This window comes from Microbacterium sp. JC 701 (genome assembly GCF_021026215.1).
Lineage (GTDB): Bacteria > Actinomycetota > Actinomycetes > Actinomycetales > Microbacteriaceae > Microbacterium > Microbacterium algihabitans.
Map to the genome: position 1 here is coordinate 265,616 of NZ_JAJNCV010000003.1, position 22,726 is coordinate 288,341.

Below are 22,726 nucleotides of genomic sequence, written 5' to 3' on the forward strand. Positions count from 1 at the left end.
GGGAGCACGCGCGAGGCGAGGGCGCCGGGTCAGGCGGTGCGCAGGCCGTCGAGGGCGATGCGCACGATGTCGGCCCCGAGGCGGTCGCCGTCGACGCTGCCCCCGGGGCGGTACCACTCGACGACCGAGTTGATCATGCCGAACAGCAGGCGGGCGGCGACGGCGGCGTCGACGTCGTCGCGCACGCTGCCCTCGGCCTGGGCTTCGGCGACGAGTCCGGTGACGCGGTGATCGAAGACGCGCCGCCGCTCGAGCGCGGCCTGCTCCACGGCGCTGTTGCCGCGCACCCGCAGCAGAAGCGTGACGGCGGGCAGCTGCGCCACCAGCACGTCGGTCGCGCCGGTGAGCACGTGACGCAGGCGGTCGGATGCCGCACCCTCGCGCGCGCCGGGCTCGTCGAGCACGGCTTCGAGGCCGCCCAGGGCCGCCTCGAGCGCGACCGCGAGCAGCTCCTCCTTCGAGGAGAAGTGGTGGTACAGCGCCGACTTGGTCAGTCCGAGACGCTTGGCGAGGTCGGCCACGCTCGTGGCGTCGTAGCCCTGCTCGTTGAACAACTGCACGGCGACGGCCAGCAGGCCCTCGCGGTCGTATCCGGGCCGCCCGCGGCGCGCGGGGGCGCCCGAGGTCGTGGCGGAATCGGCGATGCTCACGATGTCAGTGTGTCACTCCAGCAGGGCGGGGGAGTCCGCGCGCAGCAGCGCACGCGCCGCGTTGCCGATGACCGCGCTGTAGGTCGGATACGCGAAGCGCACCCCCGCGAGGGTCGCCACGTCGATCCCCGCGGCCATGGCCGTGGTCACCGACTGGATGACCTCGACGGCGTTCTCGCCCACCGCATGGGCGCCGAGCACGAGCTCGCGCCGGCGGTCGGCGATGAGCATGAGGAAGCCGTTCTCGCGGTCGTCGATCACGGCCCGGTCGAGGTCGGCGAAGCGCACGGTCGCGACCACGCACGAGGGGTCGCGGTCGCGCGCCTGCTCTTCGGTGAGGCCCACGCCCGCGTAGTCGGGGTCGGTGAATCCACCCGCGGGGAGCAGGTGGTGCGGCGTTCGCCTGTTAGCCCCGAGCACCGCGTTCTCGGCCGCCGCCTCGCCCTCGAACTGCGCGGCCTGCACGAGCATGTCGCGTCCGTTGGCGTCGCCGACGGCGAGGATGTGCGGGACCATCGTCCGGAAGTACCGGTCGACGGGGATCGCCGAGCGCACGACCTCGACCCCGGCGTTCTCGAGACCGAGGTCGTCGACATCGGCGGGCCAGCCGGTGGCCATGATCACCACGTCGACCTCGGTCGTGCGGGTGCCACCGCCCTCCCTCCATGCGAGCGTGACGGCTCCGTCGGAGGACTGCTCGAGGCTCTCGACCGTGTCGATGCCGGTGCGCACGTCGACACCGTTCGCGCGGAACGACGACGCGATGACCTCGGAGATGCGGGCGTCGGATGTCATGAGCACACGCGGCGCGACGTCGAGCAGGGTGACCTCCGACCCGAACGAACGGAACACCGTCACCAGCTGCGCTCCGGTGTTGCCGGCGCCGATGACGGCGACGCGGCGGGGGAGCGCGGTGAGCGACAGCACGTCTTCGGGCACGGTCGCCAGCTCGGCGCCCGGGATCGGCAGACGCCGCGAGTGACCGCCGACGCACACCAGGATCGACTCCGCGCGGATCCGGCGTCCGCTGTCGAGGACCAGGGTGTGATCGTCCGCGAAGCGCGCGCGACCCTCGTGCACCAGGTCGACGCCGGCTGCGGCGAAACGCTCGGCCTCGCGCTTGATGGAGCGCACGGCATCCACCCGCTCGTGGACGCGATTCACGACGGCGGCCCAATCGATGCGCGGTTCGTTCACGACGATGCCGTAGTCGTCGGCGGAGCGCGTCTCGCGCATCAGGCGCGCGGCCTTGGCGAGCACGCGCGTCGGGACGCAGCCGGTGTTGACGCACGTGCCGCCGACGCGTCCGGCCTCGAGCACCACCACCGAGGCGCCGAGCTCGGCGGCGCGCAGGGCCGCGGCGGTGCCCGCGGGCCCGGCCCCGATCACGGCGATGTCGTAGGTGTCGGCGTCGTGGTTCACGGTGATCCTCCGGACGGGTCGAGGACCCCAGTCAATCGCTCGGGGGCGACGGGGCGCTCGGGCTTGCGCCCGTGGCCGGAATCCTCGTCAGAGAACGTCGTCAGAACCCCTCGTACAGCTCGGTCGCGGTGAGGCCCTTTCCACCCAGTGCGTGCACGCCCGGTGCGGGACTCACCTCGAAGGTCTCTCCGTCGTAGCGCAGCTCGGCGGTGTAGTCGCCGCGGGTGTCGAGCTTGAGCTCGAACCGGCCCGTGTCGATGAGGCGGAGGGTCACCACCGCTCCGCTGCGCGCGAGGAAACTGACTTCCTTCTCTTGGGCGGTGGGCAGCGGGATGACGGGTTCGTCGGAGGCGTTCTCGCTCATCGTTCGTCCCGCCACGAGTGCTGCGGGTCATAGCCGAGCAGTCGGCGGGCCTTGTCGATCGACAGCAGCGTGCGGGTGTCGTCGAGGTCGCCGCGCGTCTCGACGGCGGGGAACACCTCGGCCACGAGGTCGGCGTTCGACCGGGTCATGACGGTGTCGGCCGCCGCGATGATGAACGTGTCGAACCCGACCGGCGCGGTCTCGAGCGCACGCTCGATCGCCTGGGCGCCGTCGCGGGCGTCGATGTAGCCCCACAGGTTCCACTTGCGCGTGCGGGCGTCGTCGTCGAACGGGAATTCGGCGTAGTCCTCGGGCACCATGACGTTCGAGAAGCGCAGCGCCGTGATCGAGAGATCGGGGTGCCAGCGCACCAGCTCGACCGCCATGCGCTCTTCGAGCGTCTTGACCAGCGAGTACACCGACTCGGGGCGCGGCGGATACTCCTCGTCGACGGGGATGTAGGGCGGCGGGACATCGAAGGGCAGACCGAGCACCGTCTCGCTCGAGGCGTAGACGACCTTGCGGATGCCGAGTCGCACGGCCGCCCAGAACACGTTGAAGGTGCTCGTCATGTTGTTGTGGAAGGTCGCGACGTCGGAGCGGATGCCGGGGGCCGGGATCGCCCCGAGGTGCACGAGCGCGTCGAAACCGTCGTGCTGGTCGTTCACGCCGGCGAGGGCGTCGATCACCTGGCCGTAGTCGGTGAGCTCGACCTGGACGAAGCCGGGGCCGCGCTCGCCGCGGACGTCGAGGCCGATGACGTCGTGACCGGCCGCGCGCAGTTCGCGGGCGACGACGGTGCCGAGCTTGCCGGATGAACCGGTGAGGGCGATGCGCATGGGAGTCCTCCGGGGATGTTGGGGTGGCGACGACGATAGCGGCGCCCTTCGACATCGACCCGCGGGTTGACGGGCGGCCCCGGCGCCCCTGCCACGCGGCGACGCGTTCGTCAAGATGTCGCACCCCTTTCGGCTCGGGGTGTTTCGCTATGCCCACGGCCCGATCCCGAAACCGCACCGACAGGAACCGCAATGCCCTCTCTGTCCTCCGCCACCGATGCGTTCCTCGCATCGCGCGCGGCCGATGGCGACCACCTCGCCTTCGGCGTGCTGGTGCGAAGGCACGCTCCTTTTCTGGTGGCTTTCGCCACGCGCTTGACCGGCTCGCGCGCCGACGCCGACGACTGCGTGCAGGAGGCCCTGATCACGGCGTGGCGGCGTCTGCCCGATCTCACCGAACCCGAGAAGGTGCGAAGCTGGCTCACGACGATCGTGTCGCGCAAAGCGACCGATCGTCTGCGCTCCCGGAAGATCTCGGAGGAGATCGAAGAGGAGATGGTGTCCGGCCGCGACGATCCGGAGCGCTCGGTCGTGACGTCGTCGCAGATGGATGCGTTGAAGAGGGTGCTGGCCGAGCTTCCCGAAGACCTCCGCGTGGTGTGGGTGCTGCGCGAGGTCGGCGGCCACAGCTACGACGAGATCGCCGTCGAGGTCGGAGAATCCGCGGCGACCGTGCGCGGTCGACTGGCTCGGGCCCGCAAGACCGTGTTGGAACGAATGCAGGAGTGGAGGTGACCCGGATGAGCGAGCACGACGACGACATCGGGGGGTCGGGCTACTCCCTCGAAGACCTCTCCGCGTATGTCGACCGCGGACGCACCCCCCGCATCCCCGCGATCGAGCGCAATGCCGAGTGCCAGGCGATCCTGGCGTCGATGGAGCGCATGGGACGACTGTCGCGCGAGATCGTCGACGAACAGGCGAGCGAACCGATCGCCGAGTCCTGGTACGACAGCATCATGCGCGAGGTCATGCGCGAATTCCGAGCCGGCCGCGACATCCCCCTGGCGCGCACCGACGACGGAACCGAACTGGTCGTGACGGAGGGTGCGCTCTACGAGCTCATCCGCACGGTCGGCGACCGCATCGAGGGAGTGCTGGTCGGACGCGTGCGCCTCGACCAGCCCGAGCCCGATGCTCCGCTGGATGTCACCGTCACGGTGAGCGTGCGGTTCGGTCGCGCGATGACCGACGCCGTCGACGAGATGCGCGACGGCATCCGTTCGGCCATCGACAGGCAGGGCGACCTGCGGGTCGGACGGGTGGACGTCACCGTGGGCGACGTGCACATCGACGAGGGGGAAGAGTGATGACGGGCATCAACGCAGCGGAACTCGCTCCGCGCATCGACCTGGCGGTGACGGCGGTGCAGGGCGTGCGCGAGTGCTATTCGGCGCGCCCCGTCGTTGCTCGAGCCTTCGAGCACGTCACCGACGTCGAGGGGTCGCTCGCCGCGGTCGACGAGGCCGGTGGGGTTCGGGCCATCACCGTCTGCATCGGGGTGTCGCTCGACGACGACGCGGCGGAGGTCGCGGCGTCGGTGGCTGCCGCGGCTCGCGCCGCCGGGGGAGACGACGTGCCCGCGTCGGTGCGCGTGCGCGTGTCGCGACTGGTCGCTCCCGCCTCCTGACCGGATCCGGGCCCGACCGGGGCGCGGCGGCTTACGCTGGGATCACCGTCCCCTCGTCCCCGGAGGCCGCATGTCCACGCCGCCCGTCATCGCCGTCACCGGTTCCACCGGCTCCGTCGGAGGGCGGGTCGCGCGCGACCTCGCCGCCCGCGGCATCCGTCAGCGTCTGATCGTGCGCGACGCGACGCGCGCTCCCGACCTGCCCGACGCCGAGGTGCGCGTCGCCCGTTACTCCGATGCGGATGCCGCGCGCGCGGCCCTCGAGGGGGTCGAGACGCTCTTCATGGTGTCGGCGTCGGAGACGGCCGACCGCGTAGAGCACCACCGCACGTTCGTCGAGGCCGCGGCCTCAGCAGGGGTGCGCTCGATCGTCTACACCTCGTTCCTCGCGGCGGCGCCCGACGCGGTGTTCACGCTCGGGCGCGACCACGCCGCCACGGAGGAGATCATCCGGGCGTCGGGCATGTCGTGGACGTTCCTGCGCGACAACTTCTACATGGACATGATGGAGCTCTTCGCCGGCGACGACGGCGTGATCCGCGGCCCCGCCGGCGAGGGACGCTGCTCGCTCGTCTCGCGCTCCGACGTCGCCGCGACCGCGGTGTCGGTACTCCTCGACCCGGCCGCCCACGCCGACACCGCCTACGACCTCACCGGGCCCGAGGCGCTGACCCTGGCCGAGGTGGCCGAGAAGATCTCGGCCGTCCGCGGCAATCCCGTGCGCTTCCACGACGAGACCGTCGACGAGGCCTATGCCTCGCGCGCGGGCTACGGCGCCCCGCGCTGGCAGGTCGACGCGTGGGTCAGCACCTACACCGCGATCGCGAGCGGAGACCTCGCGGCGGTGTCGTCCGACGTCGCGACGGTGACGGGGCGGCCGGCGCAGAGTTTCGACGAGTTTCTCGGCGCCGTGTCATGAACCGCCGGCTCGGGTATGCTGACCGCGTGCTGACCTGTCGCTGTTGTCGCTGAACGCTCTCGCGTTCTCTTTCGACGACCCCGTCAGCCGCGCCGTTCCGGCGCACCGATCCCACAGGACTCCACCGTGCGTTACGCCCAGAGCGTCGCCGACCTCGTCGGCAACACCCCCCTCGTCCGCCTCTCTCGCGTCACCGACGGCATCGCCGCCACGGTGCTCGCGAAGATCGAGTACTTCAACCCCGGCGGCTCCGCCAAAGACCGCATCGCCGCGAACATCGTCGATGCCGCGGAGCGCGACGGCCTGCTGCAGCCGGGCGGCGTGATCGTCGAGCCCACCAGCGGCAACACCGGCGTCGGTCTCGCCCTGATCGCGCAGCAGCGCGGGTACCGGTGCGTCTTCGTCGTGCCCGACAAGGTCGCCGAAGACAAGCGCGCGGTGCTGCGGGCCTACGGCGCGGAGGTCGTGGTGACCCCCACGAACGTCGAGCCCCACGACCCGAACTCGTACTACAGCGTCTCCGACCGCCTGGTGCGCGAGATCCCCGGGGCCTTCAAACCCAACCAGTACGCCAACCCGAACGGACCGCGCAGCCACTACGAGACCACCGGTCCCGAGATCTGGCGCGACACCGAGGGCCGGCTCACGCATTTCATCGCCGGCGTCGGCACGGGCGGCACGATCACCGGCACCGGCCGATACCTGCGCGAGGTCGCCGGCTCGGCGGTGCGCATCGTCGGGGTCGACCCCGAGGGCTCGATCTACTCGGGCGACGACATCCACGGCTACGACGTCGAGGGCGTCGGCGAGGACTTCTGGCCGGCGGCGTTCGACCCGACCCTCGTCGACGGCTACGAGCGCGTCTCCGACGCGGAGTCGTTCGCGATGACCCGCCGTCTCGCTCGCGAGGAGGGGCTGCTCGTCGGCGGCTCCAGCGGCATGGCCGTCGTCGGTGCGCTGCGCGTCGCGCGGGAGCTGCCGGCGGATGCCGTGGTCGTCGTGGTCCTGCCCGATCACGGCCGCGGCTACCTCAGCAAGATCTTCGACGACGACTGGATGACCGCGCGCGGCTACGACGTGTCCGCCGCGGCATCCGTCCTTCCCACCCCCACCCAGGAGCACTCCGCATGAGCACCCACGACGCCGCCCGCGGTTTCGACAGCCTCGCCGTCCACGCAGGCCAAGCGCCCGATGAGGCCACCGGCGCGGTCATCCCGCCGATCCACGTCTCGACGACCTACGCCCAGGACGGCATCGGGGGCCTGCGCGGCGGGTACGAGTACGGCCGCAGCGGCAACCCGACCCGAACGGCTCTCGAGACGCAGATCGCCGCCCTCGAGGGCGGTGCGCGCGCCCTCTCGTTCGCGTCCGGCCTCGCCGGCGAAGACGCGCTGCTGCGCGCCGCCCTCGTGCCCGGCGACGAGGTGCTGCTCGGCAACGACGTGTACGGCGGCACCTATCGCCTGCTGGCCCGGGTGCTCGGTCCGTGGGGCGTGAAGCTGCGCGTGGTCGACATGAGCGACCTGGATGCCGTGGCGTCCGCCATCGAAGAGCGCGCGCCGCGCATGGTCTGGGTCGAGACGCCGAGCAACCCCATGCTGCGCATCACCGATATCGCCGGCCTCGCCGCCCTCGGCCACGCCGCGGGCGCCCTCGTCGTGGTGGACAACACCTTCGCCTCGCCGGCTCTGCAGCGGCCGCTGTCGCTCGGCGCCGACGTCGTCGTGCACTCGGCGACGAAGTACCTGGGCGGCCACAGCGACGTCGTGGGCGGCGCGCTGGCGTTCGCCGACGCCGACCTCGCCGAGAAGGTGCAGTTCCTGCAGTTCGCCGCGGGCGCGGTGTCGGGACCGTTCGATGCCTACCTGACCACGCGCGGCATCAAGACCCTCGCCGTGCGCATGCAGCGGCACAGCTCCAACGCACAGGCGGTGGCCGAGCACCTGCTCGCCCATGACCGCGTCGCGAAGGTGTACTACCCGGGCCTGCCCTCGCACCCCGGTCATGAGCTGGCCGCGCGGCAGATGAGCGGGTTCGGCGGCATCGTGTCGCTCGAGCTGGCCGACGGTGCGGCGGCCCGCCGCTTCGCGGAGTCGACCCGCCTGTTCACCCTCGCCGAGTCGCTGGGAGGTGTGGAGTCGCTCGTGAACTACCCGGATGCCATGACCCACGCCTCCGTCCGCGGCACGGAGCTCGCGGTGCCCGAGACGATCGTGCGCCTGTCGGTCGGCATCGAGTCGGTCGACGACCTGGTCGCCGACGTGGATCAGGCCCTCGCGGCTCTCTGACGCCCCGGGTCTTGAAATGACGAACCCGGCCTCCCGCAGAAGCGGGGGCCGGGTTCGTTCGTCTACGCGACGGACGCGGGTCAGCGCTGGGCGCGGGCCAGGTTCTTCTCGAGCTCGTCGCGGTTCTGGCGCACCACGTAGGCGGGCTGGTCGCGCTCGACGCGCCAGCTCTCGCTCAGCGGTCCGACGTTGACGGTGTCGAAGCCGAACTCGTCGTAGATGCGCGTCACCAGGGCGACGGCTTCGTCGGAGTCGCTCGAGGTCGCCAGGGCGCGACGGTTCTCGCTGCCGTCGGGGGAGCCGTCGGTCGTGATGTCGGCGGCGGGGATGTGGTTGAAGGCCTTCACCACGGTCGATTCGGGCAGGTGCTCCTGAAGCATCTGCGACGTGGTGGTCTTCTTGTCGTCGAGCTCGGCGATGTGGCCGTCGCGCTCGAAGTAGTAGTTGTTCGTGTCGAGCACCGTCTTGCCCACGAGCGGGGCGACGGGCACGGCGTCGATCGCCTTCAGCGGCACCGTCACCACGACGATGTCTCCGGCCTCCGCGGCCTCCTGCGCCGTGGCGGCGCGGGCGCGCTCTCCCACCGAGGCGACGAGGTCGCTCAGCGTCTCGGGGCCCCGTGAGTTGGCGATGACCACGTCGTAACCGAGACCCGTGAAGCCCTTCGCCAGGGCCGAACCGATGTTGCCTGCTCCGATGATTCCTACAGTCGTCATGCAAAGGTGAACCGCGGCATCCGATGACGCATTCCCGGGAGCGGTACCAAACCTTCAGCAACTTAAATAACTAGCAGTCCTAGATACTTTAGTCAATGGGTCGTGACCCGGATGCCGGGGGTCATATCGTCATTGCTGTCGCACCCTCACGCGAGTGGTCGCAGTCCGGTGTTCGGGTCACCGTCCTGCTTGACCTGTGAGGGCGACGGCCCCCGGTGGACGCGGCTTCGGACCACCGGGGGCCGCTTTCTTTTCCGGGAGAGTCACCGCGTCCGCGCTGCGCCCGGACGGTGGAAGACTTGTCGGCGTGACCTTCGAGACCCGCCCCACGCGCTCCGCCCGCCTGTATCTCGTCTGCATCGGCGTCGGCCTCCTCGCCGGTCTCATGTCCGGACTGTTCGGCGTGGGTGGCGGCACGGTCATCGTGCCCCTGCTCGTGCTGCTGCTCGGCTTCGATCAGCGTCTCGGGGCCGGAACCTCCCTCGCCGCGATCGTCCCCACGGCATCCGTCGGTGTCATCACCTACGCCATCGACGGGCACGTCGCGTGGCTCCCCGCGCTGATCCTGGCCGCCTTCGCCGTCGTCGGTGCGCAGATCGGCACGTGGCTGCTGCCCAAGCTGTCGCAGACCGCCCTGCGCTGGGCGTTCGTGGCCTTCCTCGTCGTGGTGATGGTGAGTCTGTTCTTCGTGATCCCCTCGCGCGACGCGGAACTCGAGCTCACCTGGATCACCGGACCGGGCCTCGCGCTGCTGGGTGTCATCACCGGGACCCTGGCGGGCCTGCTCGGCGTCGGCGGCGGCATCATCGTCGTCCCCGCCCTGCTGCTGCTGTTCGGCACGAGCGATCTCATCGCCAAGGGCACGTCGCTGCTCATGATGATCCCCACGGCGATCTCGGGCACGGTCGGCAACCTGCGCCGCTCCAACGTCGACGTGCGCGCAGCCCTGTTCATCGGGGTCGCGGCGTGCCTCACCACCCCGGTGGGAGCCCTCATCGCGAAGTTCGTCGACCCGTTCGTGGGCAACGTGCTGTTCGCGATCTTCCTCGTCTTCATCGCCTCGCAGATGGCGGTCAAGGCCGTGCGCGGGCGCCACCAGCGCTGACTCCCCGCGGCGGCGCGACCCCGCTCGATAGACTGAGCGGGTGCCCGTGAACCCCGAACTCGTCGGTCGTGCCTTCGCACCGACCGCCCCCTACCTGGTCGGCCGAGAGAAGGTGCGCGAGTTCGCCCGCGCCGTCTTCGCCGACGCGCCGCAGCACACCGACCCCGAGGCCGCGCGCGCCCTGGGATACGCCGATGTGGTGGCCCCGCCGACCTTCGCGATGGTCGTGCAAGACCTCACGCTGCAGCAGCTGCTCGGCGACCCCGACTCCGGAATCGAGCTGTCGCGCCTCGTGCACGCCGAGCAGCGGTTCCGCTACACGCGGCCCATCGTCGCGGGCGACGAACTCGTCGCGACGCTCTCGGTCACCGGCATCCGCACCATGGGCGGCAACGCGATGATCACGAGCGAGGCCGAGATCGTGGATGCCGACGGCGCCCACGTCGTCACGACGACGAGCGTCCTGCTCGCAGGGGAGGCCGGCGCATGAGCCCGTTCACCGTCGGCGAGGTCGTCGCCGAACGCTCCGTCCACCTCACCCGTGAGTCGCTCGTGCGGTACGCCGGCGCCTCGGGCGACTTCAACCCCATCCACTACCGCGACGACGTCGCCGCGGCCGTCGGGCTCCCCGGCGTGCTCGCACACGGAATGCTCACGATGGGCATCGCCGTCGGCACGCTGGTCGAAGCCCTGGGCGACAGCGGACGCATCGTCGAGTACGGCGTGCGCTTCACCCGCCCGGTGGTCGTCGACCCCGAGACCGGGGCCGACCTGCACGTCAGCGCGAAGGTCGGAGCCGTCGACGACGAGACCGCCCGCATCGACCTGACCGTCACGTTCGCCGAGACCACGGTCCTCGGCAAGGCGCAGGTGCGGGTGCGGCTCGGTTGATGCCCGACGTCGAATCCGTTCCGCTCGCGCAGCTCACCACGCTGCGCACCGGTGGTGCGCCCGCGCGCCTGATCGAGGCGCGATCGGCCGACGAACTCGTCGCGACCCTGCGCGAGGTCTGGGCCGAGGGCGAGCCGTGGTTCGTGCTCGGCGGCGGCTCGAACCTGTTCGTCGGCGACGAGCCGTTCGAGGGCACCGTCGTGCGCATCCGCACCTCGGGCATCGAAGAATTGCCGGGCTCGCACCAGGGCACGGTGCGGCTGCGCGTGCAGGCCGGGCACGACTGGGACGCCCTGGTCGCTGAAACGGTGGCGCGCGGGTTCGCCGGCATCGAGGCGATGTCGGGCATCCCCGGCACCGTCGGCGCCGCCCCCGTGCAGAACGTCGGAGCCTACGGCCAGGAAATCGTGCAGACCCTCGTCGAGGTCGAGCTGCTGGATGCCACCACGGGCGAGGTCTCGACCGTCTCGGCATCCGATCTCGGACTCGGCTTCCGCACCTCGGTGCTCAAGCACCACTACGGGTCGGAGCCCGAGCGGCCCGGGGTGATCGTGTCGGTGACGCTCGAGCTCGAGCGCGTCGGTGCCGAGGAGCGACCGATCGCGGGCGACCAGCTGCGCGGAGCGCTCGGTCTCGAACCGGGCCAGGCGGTGTCGCTGCGATGGATCCGCGAGCACGTGCTCGCCACCCGCGCCCGCAAGGGCATGGTGCTCGACGCCGAAGACCCCGACACCTGGAGCGCGGGCTCGTTCTTCCAGAACGCGATCGTCTCGGAGGCCTTCGCACGCACCCTCCCGGCCGAGTGCCCGAAGTGGCCTCTGACGCCGGTGCTCGATCCGGTGACGGTCATTCCGCTCGCCGCGTTCGACGGCATCCTGCCCCCGCCCCCCGTGGTGTCGCGGCAGGTCAAGGTGAGCGCGGCCTGGCTCATCGAGAACGCCGGTCTGTCGCGCGGCTTCCGTTTCCCGCGCTCGCGCGCCGGGCTCTCGACCAAGCACACGCTTGCCCTGACCAACCGCGGAGAGGCGACCGCGGCCGAGATCGCCGAGCTCGCGCGCTTCGTGCAGAGTCGCGTGCAGGCCGAGTTCGGCCTGCTGCTGCAGCCCGAGCCGGTGCTGGTCAACGTCGAGCTGTAGCCCCGCCCGTTCCGGCATCCGCGTGCCGTCCTGCGGATGCGGGCGTCGACACGCCGGTCGAGGATGCCGTGGGTCGGCGTGTCGGCCGTGTCGTCCGCACGGCGGTCGCGGGCGCTCGCGCACGGGCCGCGGTGCCGTCCTGCGGATGCGGGCGTCGACACGCCGGTTGTGAGTGCCATGGAACGGCGTGTCGGCCGTGTCGTCCGCACGACGGTCGCGGGCGCTCGCGCGCGGGCCGCGGTGCCGTCCTGCGGATGCGGGCGTCGACACGCCGATTGTGAGTGCCATGGAACGGCGTGTCGGCCGTGTCGTCCGCACGGCGGTCGCGGGCGCTCGCGCGCGGGCCGCGGTGCCGTCCTGCGGATGCGGGCGTCGACACGCCGGTCGAGGATGCCGTGGGTCGGCGTGTCGGCCGTGGCGTCCGCAGGACGGTCGCGGGCGACCCGCCGGGAACGACCGCGGGGCGGCCACCGGAATCCCGGCGACCGCCCCGACGGACGTGGAAGATCAGGCGAACAGGCGCTGGAGGCGCTGGATGCCCTCGAGCAGCTGGTCGTCGCCCAGAGCGTACGACAGGCGCAGGTATCCGCTCGGGCCGAAGGCCTCGCCGGGCACGACGGCGACCTCGGCCTGCTCGAGGATGAAGTCGGCGAGCTCGAGCGAGGTGGTGGGCGTGACGCCGCCCCAGGTGCGGTTCAGCAGGCCCTGCACGTCGGGGTAGACGTAGAACGCGCCCAGCGGGTTGGGCACCTCGACACCGTCGATCTTCGACAGCTCCGACACGATCAGCTGACGACGGCGGTCGAAGGCGAGGCGGAACTGCTCCGCCTCGTCCTGGGGTCCGTTGAGCGCTGCGGCGGCGGCGAGCTGCGCGACGTTGTTGACGTTGCTCGACAAGTGCGACTGCAGGTTGCCGGCGAGCTTCATGGCATCCGCCGGTCCCACCATCCAGCCCACGCGCCATCCGGTCATGGCGTAGGTCTTGGCCACGCCGTTGACGAGGATGGTCTGCCCCGCGAGCTCGGGCACGGCCTCGACGATCGAGACGGCCTTGACGCCCTCGTAGGTGAGGTTCTGGTAGATCTCGTCGGTGATCACCCAGATGCCGTGCTCGAGGGCCCAGCGACCGATCTCGGCGGTCTCTTCGGGCGAGTAGACCGAGCCGGTGGGGTTCGAGGGCGAGACGAACACGAGCACCGTGGTCTTGTCGGTGCGCGCGGCCTCGAGCTGGGCGACGGTGACCTTGTAGTCCTGGTCGGCCCCGGCGAACACCTCGACGGGCGTGCCGTCGGCCAGGGCGATGGCTTCGGGGTAGGTGGTCCAGTACGGGGCGGGCAGCAGCACCTCGTCGCCGGGGTTCACCACCGTCTGGAACGCCTGGTACACCGACTGCTTGCCGCCGTTGGTCACGATGACCTGCGAGGGCGCGACCTCGAGGCCGGAGTCGCGGAGGGTCTTCGCGGCGATCGCCTCGCGCAGCACGGGGAGGCCCGCGGCGGGGGTGTAGCGGTAGTTCTTCGGGTCGTGCAGCGCCTTCGCTGCGGCATCCACGATGAACGAGGGCGTGGCGAAGTCGGGCTCGCCGGCCGCGTACGAGATGACCGGTCGGCCGGCGGCCTGGAGGGCCTTGGCCTTGGCGTCGACCTTGAGGGTCGCGGACTCGGCGATGGCGGACAGCTTGCGGGAGAGCGGGGCGCGGGAAGTCACGGTTCCGAGCCTACTGTTCGCGCCCGCCCGAGCCGAGGGCCGTGACGACTCCGAAACACGGCTCCACTAGCGTGGCCGGGTGACCGCCGCTCCCGCCTCTCCCGTGCGCTCTCGCCGCGGGGGATTGGCAACGCTCCTCCGCCTCGGTATCGCCACCCTCATCACCGGAGTCGCCACGGGCCTCGCGGTGCTCCTGCTGGTGTGGATCGTGCACAGCCTCGAGCACCTCGTGTGGGGGCACGAAGAGGGTCCGTTCCTCGATGGTCTGGCGTACCCGTCGGTGTGGTGGCTGCCCATCGTCACCGTCGGCGGGGCCGGTGTGGTCGCCGCCGTCGGGTGGTACCTGCTGCGCCGCTTCGGCCGCACGCTCGCCACGGTCGAGCAGGGGGTCGACGGGGCCCGGATGCCGTGGTGGGAGACCCTCGTCGACACGGTGCTGCAAGTGGGGTCGGTCGCGATGGGCGCCTCGATCGGCAAGGAGGTCGCCCCGCGCGAGCTGTCGGCCATGGCCGGATCGAAGATCGTACGGTGGTTCGGCCTCGACCCCCGGTGGCGCCGCATCCTGATCGCGTCAGCCGCAGGTGCGGGTCTCGCCGCGGTCTACAACGTCCCCCTGGCCGGTGCGCTCTTCGCCGTCGAGATCCTTCTCGCGCAGTTCAGCGTGGGAGCGGCCGTGGTCGCCCTGACCGTCAGCGCCGTCGCGACGCTCGTCGCACGCCCTCTCGTCGGCGACGGCTCGCTGTACACGGTGGGATCGCTCGAGGTGAACGCCTCGCTGATCGTCGCGGCAGTGCTCATCGGACCCCTCATGGGATGGGGTGCCACGAGCTTCGCGACGATCACGAAGAAGCTGTCGCGCTTCCGTCCCCAGGGGTGGAAGCTGCTGGTCGTCCTGCCCCTGACCTTCACCGCGGTCGGCGCGCTCGGCGCCGCGTTCCCGCTCATCCTCGGCAACGGTCGGGCTCTCGCCACCGCCGGCTTCGACCTGTCGCAGCCGGCCCTGCTGCTCATCGCGCTCGCCGTGCTGAAGTACGTCGCGACGACCGTGTCACTCGGCTCGGGGGCGATCGGTGGCACGCTGCAGCCGTCGGTCGCGATCGGTGCCGCGCTCGGTGCGGCCGCTGCGGCCGGCTGGGCGTTCGTGTGGCCCGGTGCCGACGGCACGGCGCTCGCGATCGTCGCGGCATCCGCGTTCCTCGCCTCGAACATGCGCGCCCCCTTCACGGCGATCGCGCTCATCATCGAGTTCACGAACACCGGGTTCACGCTGCTGCTGCCGATCTTCCTCGCCGTGGCCGGGTCGCTCGTGGCCTCCAAGCTCACCTCGCGCGAGAGCCTGCGCCCGTTCGCGCCGATCGACCCCGCACGACCGTAGCGTCGCCGGCCCCTAGGCTCGACGGGTGATCGAGTGGATCTTGGCCGAGTGGATGCAGATCCTGGGGTTCGCGACGGGTGCCGCGTGCGTGGTGCTGGCCGCGCGGCGCAACGTGTGGACCTATCCGATCGGCATCGCCAACAACGTCGTCTTCCTCGCGGTGTTCGTCCCCGCGGGCCTCTACGCCTCGGCCGCGCTGCAACTGGTCTACCTCGTGCTGGGCGTGCACGGGTGGATCCGGTGGACGCGCGGCGTCGAGCACGACCGTGGATACGTGGCCCGCACACCGCGCCGAGCGGTGCCCTGGTTGATCGCCGTGGCGATCGTCGGCACCGCCGTGCTGACGTGGGTGCTGGCGACGTTCACCGACTCCCAGGTGGCGGTGGCGGATGCCGCGACCACCTCGGCCAGCCTCGTCGCCCAGTACATGCTCAATCGCAAGTGGATCGAGAACTGGGGCGTGTGGATCGCGGTCGACGTCGCGTTCGTCGGCCTGTCGATCGCGACCGGCCTGTGGATCATCGCCGCGCTCTACGCCCTGTTCATCGTGCTGTGCATCGGCGGATGGCGGGGATGGACCCGGGTCATGCGCGAGAGCCCCGCCGCCGCGCCCGCGGACGCGCGTGTCTGAGCGGCGGTTCCGCCACGGCGTGGTGGTCGGCAAGTTCTACCCCTTCCACGCCGGGCACGCTCATCTGATCCGCTCCGCGGCGCGGGCCTGCGACCGCGTCACGGTCGAGGTGATCGCGGCATCCGTCGAGAACATCCCGCTCGAGCGGAGGGTCGCGTGGATCCGCGAGGGGCACCCGAGCGTGCGCGTGGTCGACCTCGTCGACGACACCCCCGTCGACTTCGCCTCCGAGACCGCGTGGGACGCGCACACCGCGACCATCGCGGGCCTGCTCGACGAGCCCGCCGACGTGGTGTTCACCTCCGACGACTACGGCGGAGAGCTCGCGCGGCGCCTGGGTGCCGAGTGGGTGCAGGTCGACCCCGGTCGCGTGATCAACCCCGTCTCGGGCACGGCGATCCGCGCGGATCTCGCCGCGCACTGGTCGGAACTGTCGCCCGTCACACGGGCCGACCTCGCCGCGCGCGTCGTCGTGCTGGGTGCCGAGTCGACGGGGTCGACCACCCTCGCCGAGGCGCTCGCCGCGGAGCTCGGCACGCTGTGGGTGCCGGAATACGGACGCGAGCTGAGCGAGACGCGCGAGGGCGGGCTCGACGCCCCCTGGCGCAGCGACGAGTTCGACCTCGTCGTCGATCGGCAGATCGCCTGGGAGGACGAGGCGCTGCGGCGGGTCCCCACCCCGGTGCTCGTGTGCGACACCGACGTGCTGGCGACGGCCCTCTGGCACGAGCGGTACGTCGGGTTCGTCGCCGATCGCCTGCATGCCCGGGCCGCCGCCCATCCGCCGGTGCTGTACGTGTTGACCGGCGATGAGATCCCTTTCGTGCAGGACGGCATGCGCGACGGCGAGCACATCCGCGCCGACATGCAGGAGCGCTTCCGCGAGGTGCTCGCCGCGCAGTCCGTGCCCTGGCTCGAGGTGCGCGGGTCGGTCGCCGAGCGACTCGCTCAGGCGTTGCCCGCCGTGCGCGACGCCGTGGCGCGGGCGACGTCGTTCGCCCCGCCGATGGAGGGGCGGTCGCTCGCCGAGCAAGAGGAGCTGCGGCGACGGGCCGGACGTTAGGCTGGCGCGATGGCCGACCGCTGGCACAAGCTCTCCGAGTCACCCACGACGTCCAATGCCGCCGACGGGGTCGCCCCGCTCGCTGCGGCCGACCTCTTCCGTGAGGCGCCCGCCCTGGCCGCGCCCCCGCTCGACGAGAAGCTGCGGCAGACGTACTACTGGATCGTCAACCGCGCGGTGATCTCGCCGTACTACGACGTGGAGTTCTCGTCGGGGCGCCCGCTCACCTTCGAGCTGGGCGACGCCGGCGCCGAGCTGACGCTGCCGAACGAGCCGTCGTACTCCTCGAACGTGCTGCTGCCGCTGCTGAGCTTCGCGGTGGGTGGCAAGTGCCTGCTGATCGGCGGCCCGGGCCGCGGCAAGACCACGGTCGCGGTGCTCATGGGAGTGCTCGCCGGGTCGACGCCCGAGGAGGTGCGCCGCGGCGTGCAGCAGGGGCAGCCGCAGCTGTCGATCAGCGACCTCGTCGGCATCCCACTGCCGCGAGACCTGATGAACGCGTCGAGCCTGGCCGAGATCGGCATCGCGTGGCGCGAGTGGCTGTCGCGTCCGGTCAAGATCGTCGACGAGTACAACCGCATCCCCACCAAGACCCAGTCGGCCCTGCTGACGATGGTGGCCGAGGGCTACGTCGAGAGCCACGATCAGATGCGTCGCACGGCCCCGGCCTCGGGCGTGGAGAGCTGGTTCTTCACCGCCAACGACGACGCGGGCGGGGGCACCTTCCCCGTCATCCAGGCGCTGCGCGACCGCATGGACGTCACTGTGCCCGCGGCGGGCTTCAACAGCCGCTTCCTCGATGAGCTCGTCGCGCGCGTCGAAGCGGGCGAGAAGCCCGAGGAGCACGTGCCCGCCGAACTCGTGTTCGGCCCCGACGAGCAGTCGGCGATGCGCGCGGCGATCCGTGCCGTGCCCGTGCCGGCCGAGGTGCGGCGGCGACTGGAGTTCTTCCTCGGCCACTTCGAATTCGTGCAGGGCGGTGGGCGCCGGTTCGAGTACCGCACGAAGGACACGGTGACCACGGCGGGTGGCCGGGTCGCCGAGGCGATCGAGGCGAACTCCGGGGCCGACCTCATGACCGACCTGGGCGCGCAGACCCTCAACGGCCTGTCGGTCCGGGCGCTGCAGACCCTCATCGTCTACGCCAAGGCCGTCGCCTGGTTCCGCGGCCGCGACGCCGTGTCGGTCGCCGACGTGGGCGCGATGCTGCCGTTCGTGCTGCGCGGCAAGCTGCTGCCCAACCCCACGCATCCGCGCTTCGACGTGGGCGCCGAGCGCGAGCTGAGCACCGACGTGATGAGCTGGCTGGCCGACCTGTTCGCCGAGTCGTGCCGGCAGTTCGACGCCCTCGGTCGCGGGACCGACGATCCCGTCGGCGAGCTGCTCGCGCAGCTCGAGGCGGGCCTCGACGGCGTCGGGACGGTGGAGGCCGGTCGCCGCCTCACCCAGATCGAGGCGCGCCTGCGCACGGTCGCGGGCACCGGCAAGCTCTACGGGCGCGACTTCGACGACCTCATGGCGCTCAAGTACCTGCACCAGCGCTACACCGCCTACCTGCGCTGGCTCGAGGGGCGCTCGTGATCCGACGCCCCGGCCACCTCGCCGATCACACCCCGCCGGTGGGTACTCCGGTGCCGGTCGAGGGGCTCGACCTGGCGCTGGCGGGGCGCAACGTCGCGGCGGCGGGCGGCTCGGCCGAGAGGTTCGCGGTGTCGTTCGCCGCGGGACGCGCGGCCGCCGAGGGCATCGACCCCGTCGCCCTCGCGGGCATCGCGGGCTGGCGGGCCGGGGCGCTCGGCCTGCGCGACGACGCCCTGCGCAGCATCGACGCGGCGCGGTCGACGGGTGCCGGGGTGGCCGCGGCGGCCGCCCTGGGGATGGATGCCGCCGACCTCGGCGCCTTCGTCGACCGGCAGCGCGCCGACCGGTACTGGTGGCCGGGCCGCCGCGAGGCCAACGGCTACGTCTGCGCGGTCGGGGGTTTCCGCGGCCTCGGCGGGGCGTGGACGGCGCCGCCGGCCGACGGTCGACCGCTCGACGCCGACGGCGCGTTCGCCGTGCGCACCGGGGAGCGGTGGTGGCGCATCGACGCCGACGTGTGGGGGTCGCGCCTGACCCCGCTCGACGACGAGCCCGAGCCGGGCGCCGCGGGCGCGGCATCCGTCCTCACCTTCGCCGACTCGTACCTGGCTTGGATCCACGTCGCGGCGCCCGCGTGAGCACGACGACCGCGCCGGTCGGCGGCGACCTGGCGGCGTGGGAGGCGGCGCAGCGGCTGTGGGGCGTGCGGCTGCACGATGCGCGCATGGCTCCCGGCGCGGGCGAGGGGCAGGGCGCTCCCGCGTGGTTCACCTTTCCGCCGGTGGTCACGGTCGACCCGGTCATGGTCGCGCAGCTCGGGGGAGCCGACGAGATGGAGAGCGTGTTCGCGCACGAGCTCGGGCACCACGTGCTCGCCCCCAGCACGCGCCTGGACGCGCTGAAGATCCGCCATCAGATGGCCCGGGCCCTGCAGGCCGCGGGTGCTCCCGCCCTGCGCGACGCGGATCTCGCGCTGATGTCGAACCTGTGGACCGACCTGCTCGTCAACGCGCGCGTCGCCATCCTGCAGCGACGGCGCGACGGCGCGGGCGAGCCCGGCATCGTGCGGTTGTCGCGGGAGCTGTACCGCGCGTCGCGCTCGTCGCCGAGCCCGCTGTGGTGGGTCTACCTGCGCACCTACGAGCTGCTGTGGAACCTGCCGGGCGGAACCCTCTGCGACCCCAAGCCGCCAGCGCCCGACCGACGCCCGCCGAAGCAGAAGCAGGAACTGCCGTGGACGCGCATCGCCGCGGAGCATCGCGCCGCCGAGAAGGCGCTGCGGCAGGCGCGGAAGGCCGCCGAGCGCGTGTCCGACGAACTGGCCGAGGCGACGGTCACGCGTCCTGCGCTCGACGCCGACGTGCTCGCCTCGCTCGTGCGCACCTTCGCGGGCGACGCCGTGGCCGGAGCTCTGCGCTTCGGCGTCGTGGTGGCGCCGTACCTCATCGACCCGCGCACCGACGGCGCGGGCGCGCTCCCCGGCGGCACCTGCGCGGCCGACGCCGCCGCCCCGACCCCCTCGGAGCTCGGTCGGGTGCTGTCGGACCGGCGATTGAGCGGCGCCGTCCCCTCCTCCGCAGGGGCCGCGGCCGCGTCGGTGGCGAAGGGCTCGGCCACGGGGCAGGCCCTCGGGATCGCGCAAACTCTCGAGCTGTACGCCGACGCCGACCCGGCTGCCGTGATCGCGGCCTGGTACCGCGCCGAGGCGACGCGGTGGGTGCGTCCGTTCACCCAACGGCTGCCGCGCGCGGTCTCGGCCGATCTTCCGGGGCCGTTCGAGAGCTGGGAGACCGGTGACGACCTCGCCGACCTCGACTGGCCCGCGACGTTGCAGGCGGGCGGGGTCGTCGTCCCGGGGGTGACGACGCTGCGGCGCTCGTACCTGCCCGATGATCCGCCGCCGGTGTCGTCGAGCATCGATCTCGACCTCTACATCGACAGCTCGGGGTCGATGCCGCAGCCGCAGACGGGCTCGCCCGCCGTGCTCGCGGGCACGATCCTCGCCCTGTCGGTGCTGCGCGGAGGGGGACGGGTCCGCGTGACCAGCTTCTCGGGGCCCGGTCAGGTCGCCGGCCACGAGGAGTACTCCCGCGACCCCGCCCGCACGATCGCCGACCTCGCCCACTTCTTCGCCGGCGGCACGACGTTCCCCCTCGACCTGCTCGACAAGAGGTACGCCGGACGGGGGACTCCGGATGCCGCGCACCGCCGTCACCTCGTCGTGCTCTCCGACGACGGGCTGACCTCGCTCTTCGGCGACGGCGACCCCGCTCGCGCCGATGTCGCGCCCCGGGTGCGCGAGACGCTCAGCACGGCGACCCTCGTCGTGCTCGATCGACAGCACCGGGTCGCGGAGCCGGCGCTGCGGGCGGGATACGACGTGATCTACATCGAACGGATGGAGGACGCACCCGCGGTGTGCGCCCAACTGGCGGAGGTGCTCGGTGGCTGAGGCGGACGATCTGCTGAGCGCGTGGTCGGCGATCGCGCCGCCCGAGAACACGGCGTGGGCGAGCGCCCGGCCCGGCCCCGGGGTCGACGAGATCGCCGCGCGCCTGTCGAGCGTGCCGCGGCCGTTCCTCGACGACGACGTCTCGCTGCGCGCGCTCGCCGGTGACGTGCTGGGCCGCCCCCTGGCATCCGTCGATCATGCCGACGACGCGCGGGTGCGCACGGGCGCGGCGATCGGTCTGTGGGTGGTGGCGAGCGAAGACCTCGTGCAGCCGTTCGTCCCGTCACTGGCGGGCGGCGATGTGACGCGCGCGATCGACGCCCTGGCGCTGCGCCTCGCGCCCGTGGTGGATCCGCGCGACTGGCTCGCCGACGCCGAGCGGCGGGAAGAGGCGGCGCGCCTCTTCCTGCTGTGGGTGGGCTTCCTGCCGGCCGGCGAAGACCGCGAGACCGCACGCGCCCTCCTCGACGCGCGCGACTCGTTGCGCCGGAACGCCGCGCTCGCCGAGGCCTACGCCGCCTACCGACACCGCGAGGAGATCGCCCGCCGCCTGGCCGAGGCGCGGGCTCGGGAGGCCGCCGCGAGGTACTCGAGTGAGTGACCCCGACGACCCGCTCGCGCTCGGCGAGTACCGACCGGGGTCGGCGGCGGTGCTGACGGATGCCGAGCGCTGGCCGACCCTCGACGCCGACGGCGCCGCGCGGCTGCAGCGTTGGCGCACGCACCCCGCGGCCCCCGCGTGGGTGCACGCCACGGGGGATCGCCTCTCGGCCGAAGCCGTCGACCGCGCGCGCACGCCGCTGCCGCTCGACGGGTGGCTCGACGAGCACCTCGCCGGCGCCCGCGCGCTGCCGTTCTACCGTCGGATGACGGGGCTTCGGACCCTCGAGGATTTCCCTCTGATCGGGCGCGCCGATCTCGTCGCCGACATCTCGGCGTTCGTTCCCCTCGACGCCGACCTCGACCGCATGCTGCACGGCACGAGCTCGGGGTCGACGGGGGCGGCCCTCGTCATTCCCGACGACGTCGAGGAGGTGGCGCGCGGCTTCCACCTGCTCGTCCGCCTGGTGCGCGAGGCGGGAGTGGACTGGAAACCGGATGCCGAGCGGCTCGCGCTCATGTGGGTGCTGCAGCAGCGCCAGGCCTTCACGTACGTGTCGATCGTCAGCGGCTTCGCCCAGCGCGCCATGGCGCGGGTCAACCTCGATCGGGGCGCCTGGCGGGCGGCATCCGATCGCTCGACGTTCGTGCGTGACGCTGATCCGCAGGTGATCTCGGGAAACCCCACGAGCCTGTCCGAGTTGCTGACCCCCGAGCTGCGGGCCGTCGTGCGCCCGCTGGCCCTGTTCTCGGGGGCGATGGCGCTGTCGGCGCCGCTGCGCGCGGAGCTTGAGGCCGCGTTCTCGTGCCCCGTGTTCGACGTGTACGGCCTGCACGAGACCCGGCCGATCGCGGTGCGCACCGACGACGGACCGTTCCGCGTGCTCGACCGGCGCGTGCACGTCGAGGTGCTCGACGCCGCGGGCGAGCCGGTCGTCGACGGCGCGATGGGCGAGATCACGGTGACCGCGGGCGAGAACCCCCTGCTGCCTCTCGTGCGGTACCGCACCGGCGACTTCGGCCGGCTCGTCGACCTCCCCGGCGGAGGCGTCGGCATCGCCGACCTCGAGGGGCGCGAGCACACCGACTTCATCAGCGCCGCGGGGGCGCGCGTGCCGTCGGTCGATCTCACGCAGCAGCTGCAGAGCCACGGCGCGCACGGCTGGACGGTGGAGCAGAGAGCGGACGGCGGGCTCGAGGTGCGGATCGCCGGAGGCGACGGAACGGCGATCGAGGCGGCGCTGCGGGCCCTGCTCGATCAGCCCGTCCAGCTCGAGCGCGTCGAGCGTCTCGGCGACCTCGGCGAGGGCAAACCCCGACGCTTCCGGTCCGCCGCGCGCTGACGTCCGGATGCCGA

General features: G+C 72.0%; 24 protein-coding genes. 18 read left to right on the plus strand and 6 right to left on the minus strand.

Annotation, left to right across the window (positions count from 1 at the left end):
• Positions 1–29: 29 nt before the first annotated feature.
• The 4 genes from LPW41_RS13115 to LPW41_RS13130 form a co-directional block, all read right to left on the minus strand.
• Positions 30–650, minus strand: coding sequence for a TetR/AcrR family transcriptional regulator (locus tag LPW41_RS13115; protein WP_154097336.1), 621 nt, complete (start codon positions 648–650; stop codon positions 30–32).
• A gap of 12 nt (positions 651–662) precedes the next feature.
• Complete coding sequence (locus tag LPW41_RS13120; RefSeq protein ID WP_230705069.1) at positions 663–2,072, minus strand: NAD(P)/FAD-dependent oxidoreductase; 1,410 nt, start codon at positions 2,070–2,072, stop codon at positions 663–665.
• A gap of 100 nt (positions 2,073–2,172) precedes the next feature.
• Positions 2,173–2,436, minus strand: a complete 264-nt coding sequence (locus LPW41_RS13125; RefSeq protein WP_144832676.1) for a hypothetical protein — start codon at positions 2,434–2,436, stop codon at positions 2,173–2,175.
• On the minus strand, positions 2,433–3,275 hold the full coding sequence (locus LPW41_RS13130) for an NAD(P)-dependent oxidoreductase (protein WP_144832679.1): 843 nt from the start codon (positions 3,273–3,275) through the stop codon (positions 2,433–2,435). The genes LPW41_RS13125 and LPW41_RS13130 overlap by 4 nt, the downstream gene beginning before the upstream one ends.
• Before the next feature lie 192 nt (positions 3,276–3,467).
• On the opposite strand from LPW41_RS13130, the gene LPW41_RS13135 reads away from it, so the two are divergent.
• The 6 genes from LPW41_RS13135 (at position 3,468) to LPW41_RS13160 (ending at position 8,112) form a co-directional block, all read left to right on the plus strand.
• A complete protein-coding gene (locus LPW41_RS13135; RefSeq protein ID WP_144832682.1) occupies positions 3,468–4,010 on the plus strand; it encodes an RNA polymerase sigma factor in 543 nt (180 codons plus the stop codon).
• A gap of 5 nt (positions 4,011–4,015) precedes the next feature.
• Complete coding sequence (locus tag LPW41_RS13140; RefSeq protein ID WP_230705070.1) at positions 4,016–4,585, plus strand: Asp23/Gls24 family envelope stress response protein; 570 nt, start codon at positions 4,016–4,018, stop codon at positions 4,583–4,585.
• On the plus strand, positions 4,585–4,905 hold the full coding sequence (locus LPW41_RS13145; RefSeq protein WP_144832687.1) for a hypothetical protein: 321 nt from the start codon (positions 4,585–4,587) through the stop codon (positions 4,903–4,905). The genes LPW41_RS13140 and LPW41_RS13145 overlap by 1 nt, the downstream gene beginning before the upstream one ends.
• A 70-nt stretch (positions 4,906–4,975) precedes the next feature.
• Positions 4,976–5,824 carry an SDR family oxidoreductase gene (locus tag LPW41_RS13150; protein WP_230705071.1) on the plus strand — a complete coding sequence of 283 codons (849 nt, stop codon included), beginning with the start codon at positions 4,976–4,978 and terminating at the stop codon, positions 5,822–5,824.
• Positions 5,825–5,950: 126 nt separating this feature from the next.
• Entirely contained in the window at positions 5,951–6,955 is a 1,005-nt protein-coding gene (locus LPW41_RS13155) for a pyridoxal-phosphate dependent enzyme (protein ID WP_144832691.1), read from the plus strand.
• Positions 6,952–8,112 (plus strand): cystathionine gamma-synthase, encoded by a 1,161-nt coding sequence (locus LPW41_RS13160; RefSeq protein ID WP_230705072.1) that lies wholly within the window; start codon positions 6,952–6,954, stop codon positions 8,110–8,112. Before LPW41_RS13155 ends, LPW41_RS13160 begins: the two co-directional genes overlap by 4 nt.
• An 80-nt stretch (positions 8,113–8,192) precedes the next feature.
• Here the strand turns inward: LPW41_RS13160 and LPW41_RS13165 are convergent, their stop codons facing one another.
• On the minus strand, positions 8,193–8,828 hold the full coding sequence (locus LPW41_RS13165; RefSeq protein WP_230705073.1) for an NADPH-dependent F420 reductase: 636 nt from the start codon (positions 8,826–8,828) through the stop codon (positions 8,193–8,195).
• Between the two features lie 307 nt (positions 8,829–9,135).
• On the opposite strand from LPW41_RS13165, the gene LPW41_RS13170 reads away from it, so the two are divergent.
• From LPW41_RS13170 to LPW41_RS13185, 4 genes are read left to right on the plus strand one after another with little or no spacing between them, the layout of a single operon-like run.
• The gene (locus tag LPW41_RS13170) at positions 9,136–9,933 is read left to right on the plus strand and encodes a sulfite exporter TauE/SafE family protein (RefSeq protein ID WP_144832697.1); all 798 of its coding nucleotides are present in this window, start codon (positions 9,136–9,138) and stop codon (positions 9,931–9,933) included.
• Between the two features lie 40 nt (positions 9,934–9,973).
• A complete protein-coding gene (locus LPW41_RS13175; RefSeq protein ID WP_144786051.1) occupies positions 9,974–10,423 on the plus strand; it encodes a MaoC family dehydratase N-terminal domain-containing protein in 450 nt (149 codons plus the stop codon).
• A complete protein-coding gene (locus tag LPW41_RS13180; RefSeq protein ID WP_230705074.1) occupies positions 10,420–10,824 on the plus strand; it encodes a MaoC/PaaZ C-terminal domain-containing protein in 405 nt (134 codons plus the stop codon). Before LPW41_RS13175 ends, LPW41_RS13180 begins: the two co-directional genes overlap by 4 nt.
• Complete coding sequence (locus tag LPW41_RS13185) at positions 10,824–11,960, plus strand: UDP-N-acetylmuramate dehydrogenase (RefSeq protein ID WP_144832702.1); 1,137 nt, start codon at positions 10,824–10,826, stop codon at positions 11,958–11,960. Before LPW41_RS13180 ends, LPW41_RS13185 begins: the two co-directional genes overlap by 1 nt.
• A 507-nt stretch (positions 11,961–12,467) precedes the next feature.
• Here LPW41_RS13185 and LPW41_RS13190 read toward each other — a convergent pair.
• Positions 12,468–13,667: a pyridoxal phosphate-dependent aminotransferase gene (locus LPW41_RS13190; protein ID WP_144832704.1), complete on the minus strand. Its 1,200-nt coding sequence runs from the start codon at positions 13,665–13,667 to the stop codon at positions 12,468–12,470.
• 79 nt (positions 13,668–13,746) lie between these two features.
• On the opposite strand from LPW41_RS13190, the gene LPW41_RS13195 reads away from it, so the two are divergent.
• Genes LPW41_RS13195 through LPW41_RS13230 form a run of 8 tightly spaced genes read left to right on the plus strand, consistent with a single transcriptional unit; the run spans position 13,747 to position 22,712 of the window.
• A complete protein-coding gene (locus tag LPW41_RS13195; protein WP_230705075.1) occupies positions 13,747–15,042 on the plus strand; it encodes a chloride channel protein in 1,296 nt (431 codons plus the stop codon).
• Positions 15,043–15,067: 25 nt separating this feature from the next.
• On the plus strand, positions 15,068–15,673 hold the full coding sequence (gene pnuC / locus LPW41_RS13200; protein WP_230705076.1) for a nicotinamide riboside transporter PnuC: 606 nt from the start codon (positions 15,068–15,070) through the stop codon (positions 15,671–15,673).
• Positions 15,666–16,736: an AAA family ATPase gene (locus LPW41_RS17100; RefSeq protein WP_230705077.1), complete on the plus strand. Its 1,071-nt coding sequence runs from the start codon at positions 15,666–15,668 to the stop codon at positions 16,734–16,736. Before pnuC ends, LPW41_RS17100 begins: the two co-directional genes overlap by 8 nt.
• A gap of 9 nt (positions 16,737–16,745) precedes the next feature.
• Positions 16,746–18,317 carry a MoxR family ATPase gene (locus LPW41_RS13210; protein WP_230705078.1) on the plus strand — a complete coding sequence of 524 codons (1,572 nt, stop codon included), beginning with the start codon at positions 16,746–16,748 and terminating at the stop codon, positions 18,315–18,317.
• Positions 18,314–18,955: a potassium transporter Kef gene (locus LPW41_RS13215; protein WP_230705079.1), complete on the plus strand. Its 642-nt coding sequence runs from the start codon at positions 18,314–18,316 to the stop codon at positions 18,953–18,955. The genes LPW41_RS13210 and LPW41_RS13215 overlap by 4 nt, the downstream gene beginning before the upstream one ends.
• Positions 18,952–20,769, plus strand: a complete 1,818-nt coding sequence (locus LPW41_RS13220) for a VWA domain-containing protein (RefSeq protein ID WP_230705080.1) — start codon at positions 18,952–18,954, stop codon at positions 20,767–20,769. The genes LPW41_RS13215 and LPW41_RS13220 overlap by 4 nt, the downstream gene beginning before the upstream one ends.
• Positions 20,762–21,370, plus strand: coding sequence for a phosphohydrolase (locus LPW41_RS13225; protein WP_230705081.1), 609 nt, complete (start codon positions 20,762–20,764; stop codon positions 21,368–21,370). Before LPW41_RS13220 ends, LPW41_RS13225 begins: the two co-directional genes overlap by 8 nt.
• Complete coding sequence (locus LPW41_RS13230; RefSeq protein ID WP_230705082.1) at positions 21,363–22,712, plus strand: AMP-binding protein; 1,350 nt, start codon at positions 21,363–21,365, stop codon at positions 22,710–22,712. Before LPW41_RS13225 ends, LPW41_RS13230 begins: the two co-directional genes overlap by 8 nt.
• Positions 22,713–22,726 lie beyond the last annotated feature (14 nt).

Bases quoted from the DNA above. Each gene is read 5' to 3' on its own strand.
- LPW41_RS13185 (WP_144832702.1), top strand. From the start codon at position 10,824: ATGCCCGACGTCGAATCCGTTCCGCTCGCGCAGCTCACCACGCTGCGC.
- LPW41_RS13180 (WP_230705074.1), top strand. From the start codon at position 10,420: ATGAGCCCGTTCACCGTCGGCGAGGTCGTCGCCGAACGCTCCGTCCAC.
- LPW41_RS13210 (WP_230705078.1), top strand. From the start codon at position 16,746: ATGGCCGACCGCTGGCACAAGCTCTCCGAGTCACCCACGACGTCCAAT.
- LPW41_RS13135 (WP_144832682.1), top strand. From the start codon at position 3,468: ATGCCCTCTCTGTCCTCCGCCACCGATGCGTTCCTCGCATCGCGCGCG.
- LPW41_RS13125 (WP_144832676.1), bottom strand. From the start codon at position 2,436: ATGAGCGAGAACGCCTCCGACGAACCCGTCATCCCGCTGCCCACCGCC.
- LPW41_RS13130 (WP_144832679.1), bottom strand. From the start codon at position 3,275: ATGCGCATCGCCCTCACCGGTTCATCCGGCAAGCTCGGCACCGTCGTC.
- LPW41_RS13140 (WP_230705070.1), top strand. From the start codon at position 4,016: ATGAGCGAGCACGACGACGACATCGGGGGGTCGGGCTACTCCCTCGAA.
- LPW41_RS13165 (WP_230705073.1), bottom strand. From the start codon at position 8,828: ATGACGACTGTAGGAATCATCGGAGCAGGCAACATCGGTTCGGCCCTG.
- LPW41_RS13150 (WP_230705071.1), top strand. From the start codon at position 4,976: ATGTCCACGCCGCCCGTCATCGCCGTCACCGGTTCCACCGGCTCCGTC.
- LPW41_RS13160 (WP_230705072.1), top strand. From the start codon at position 6,952: ATGAGCACCCACGACGCCGCCCGCGGTTTCGACAGCCTCGCCGTCCAC.
- LPW41_RS13145 (WP_144832687.1), top strand. From the start codon at position 4,585: ATGACGGGCATCAACGCAGCGGAACTCGCTCCGCGCATCGACCTGGCG.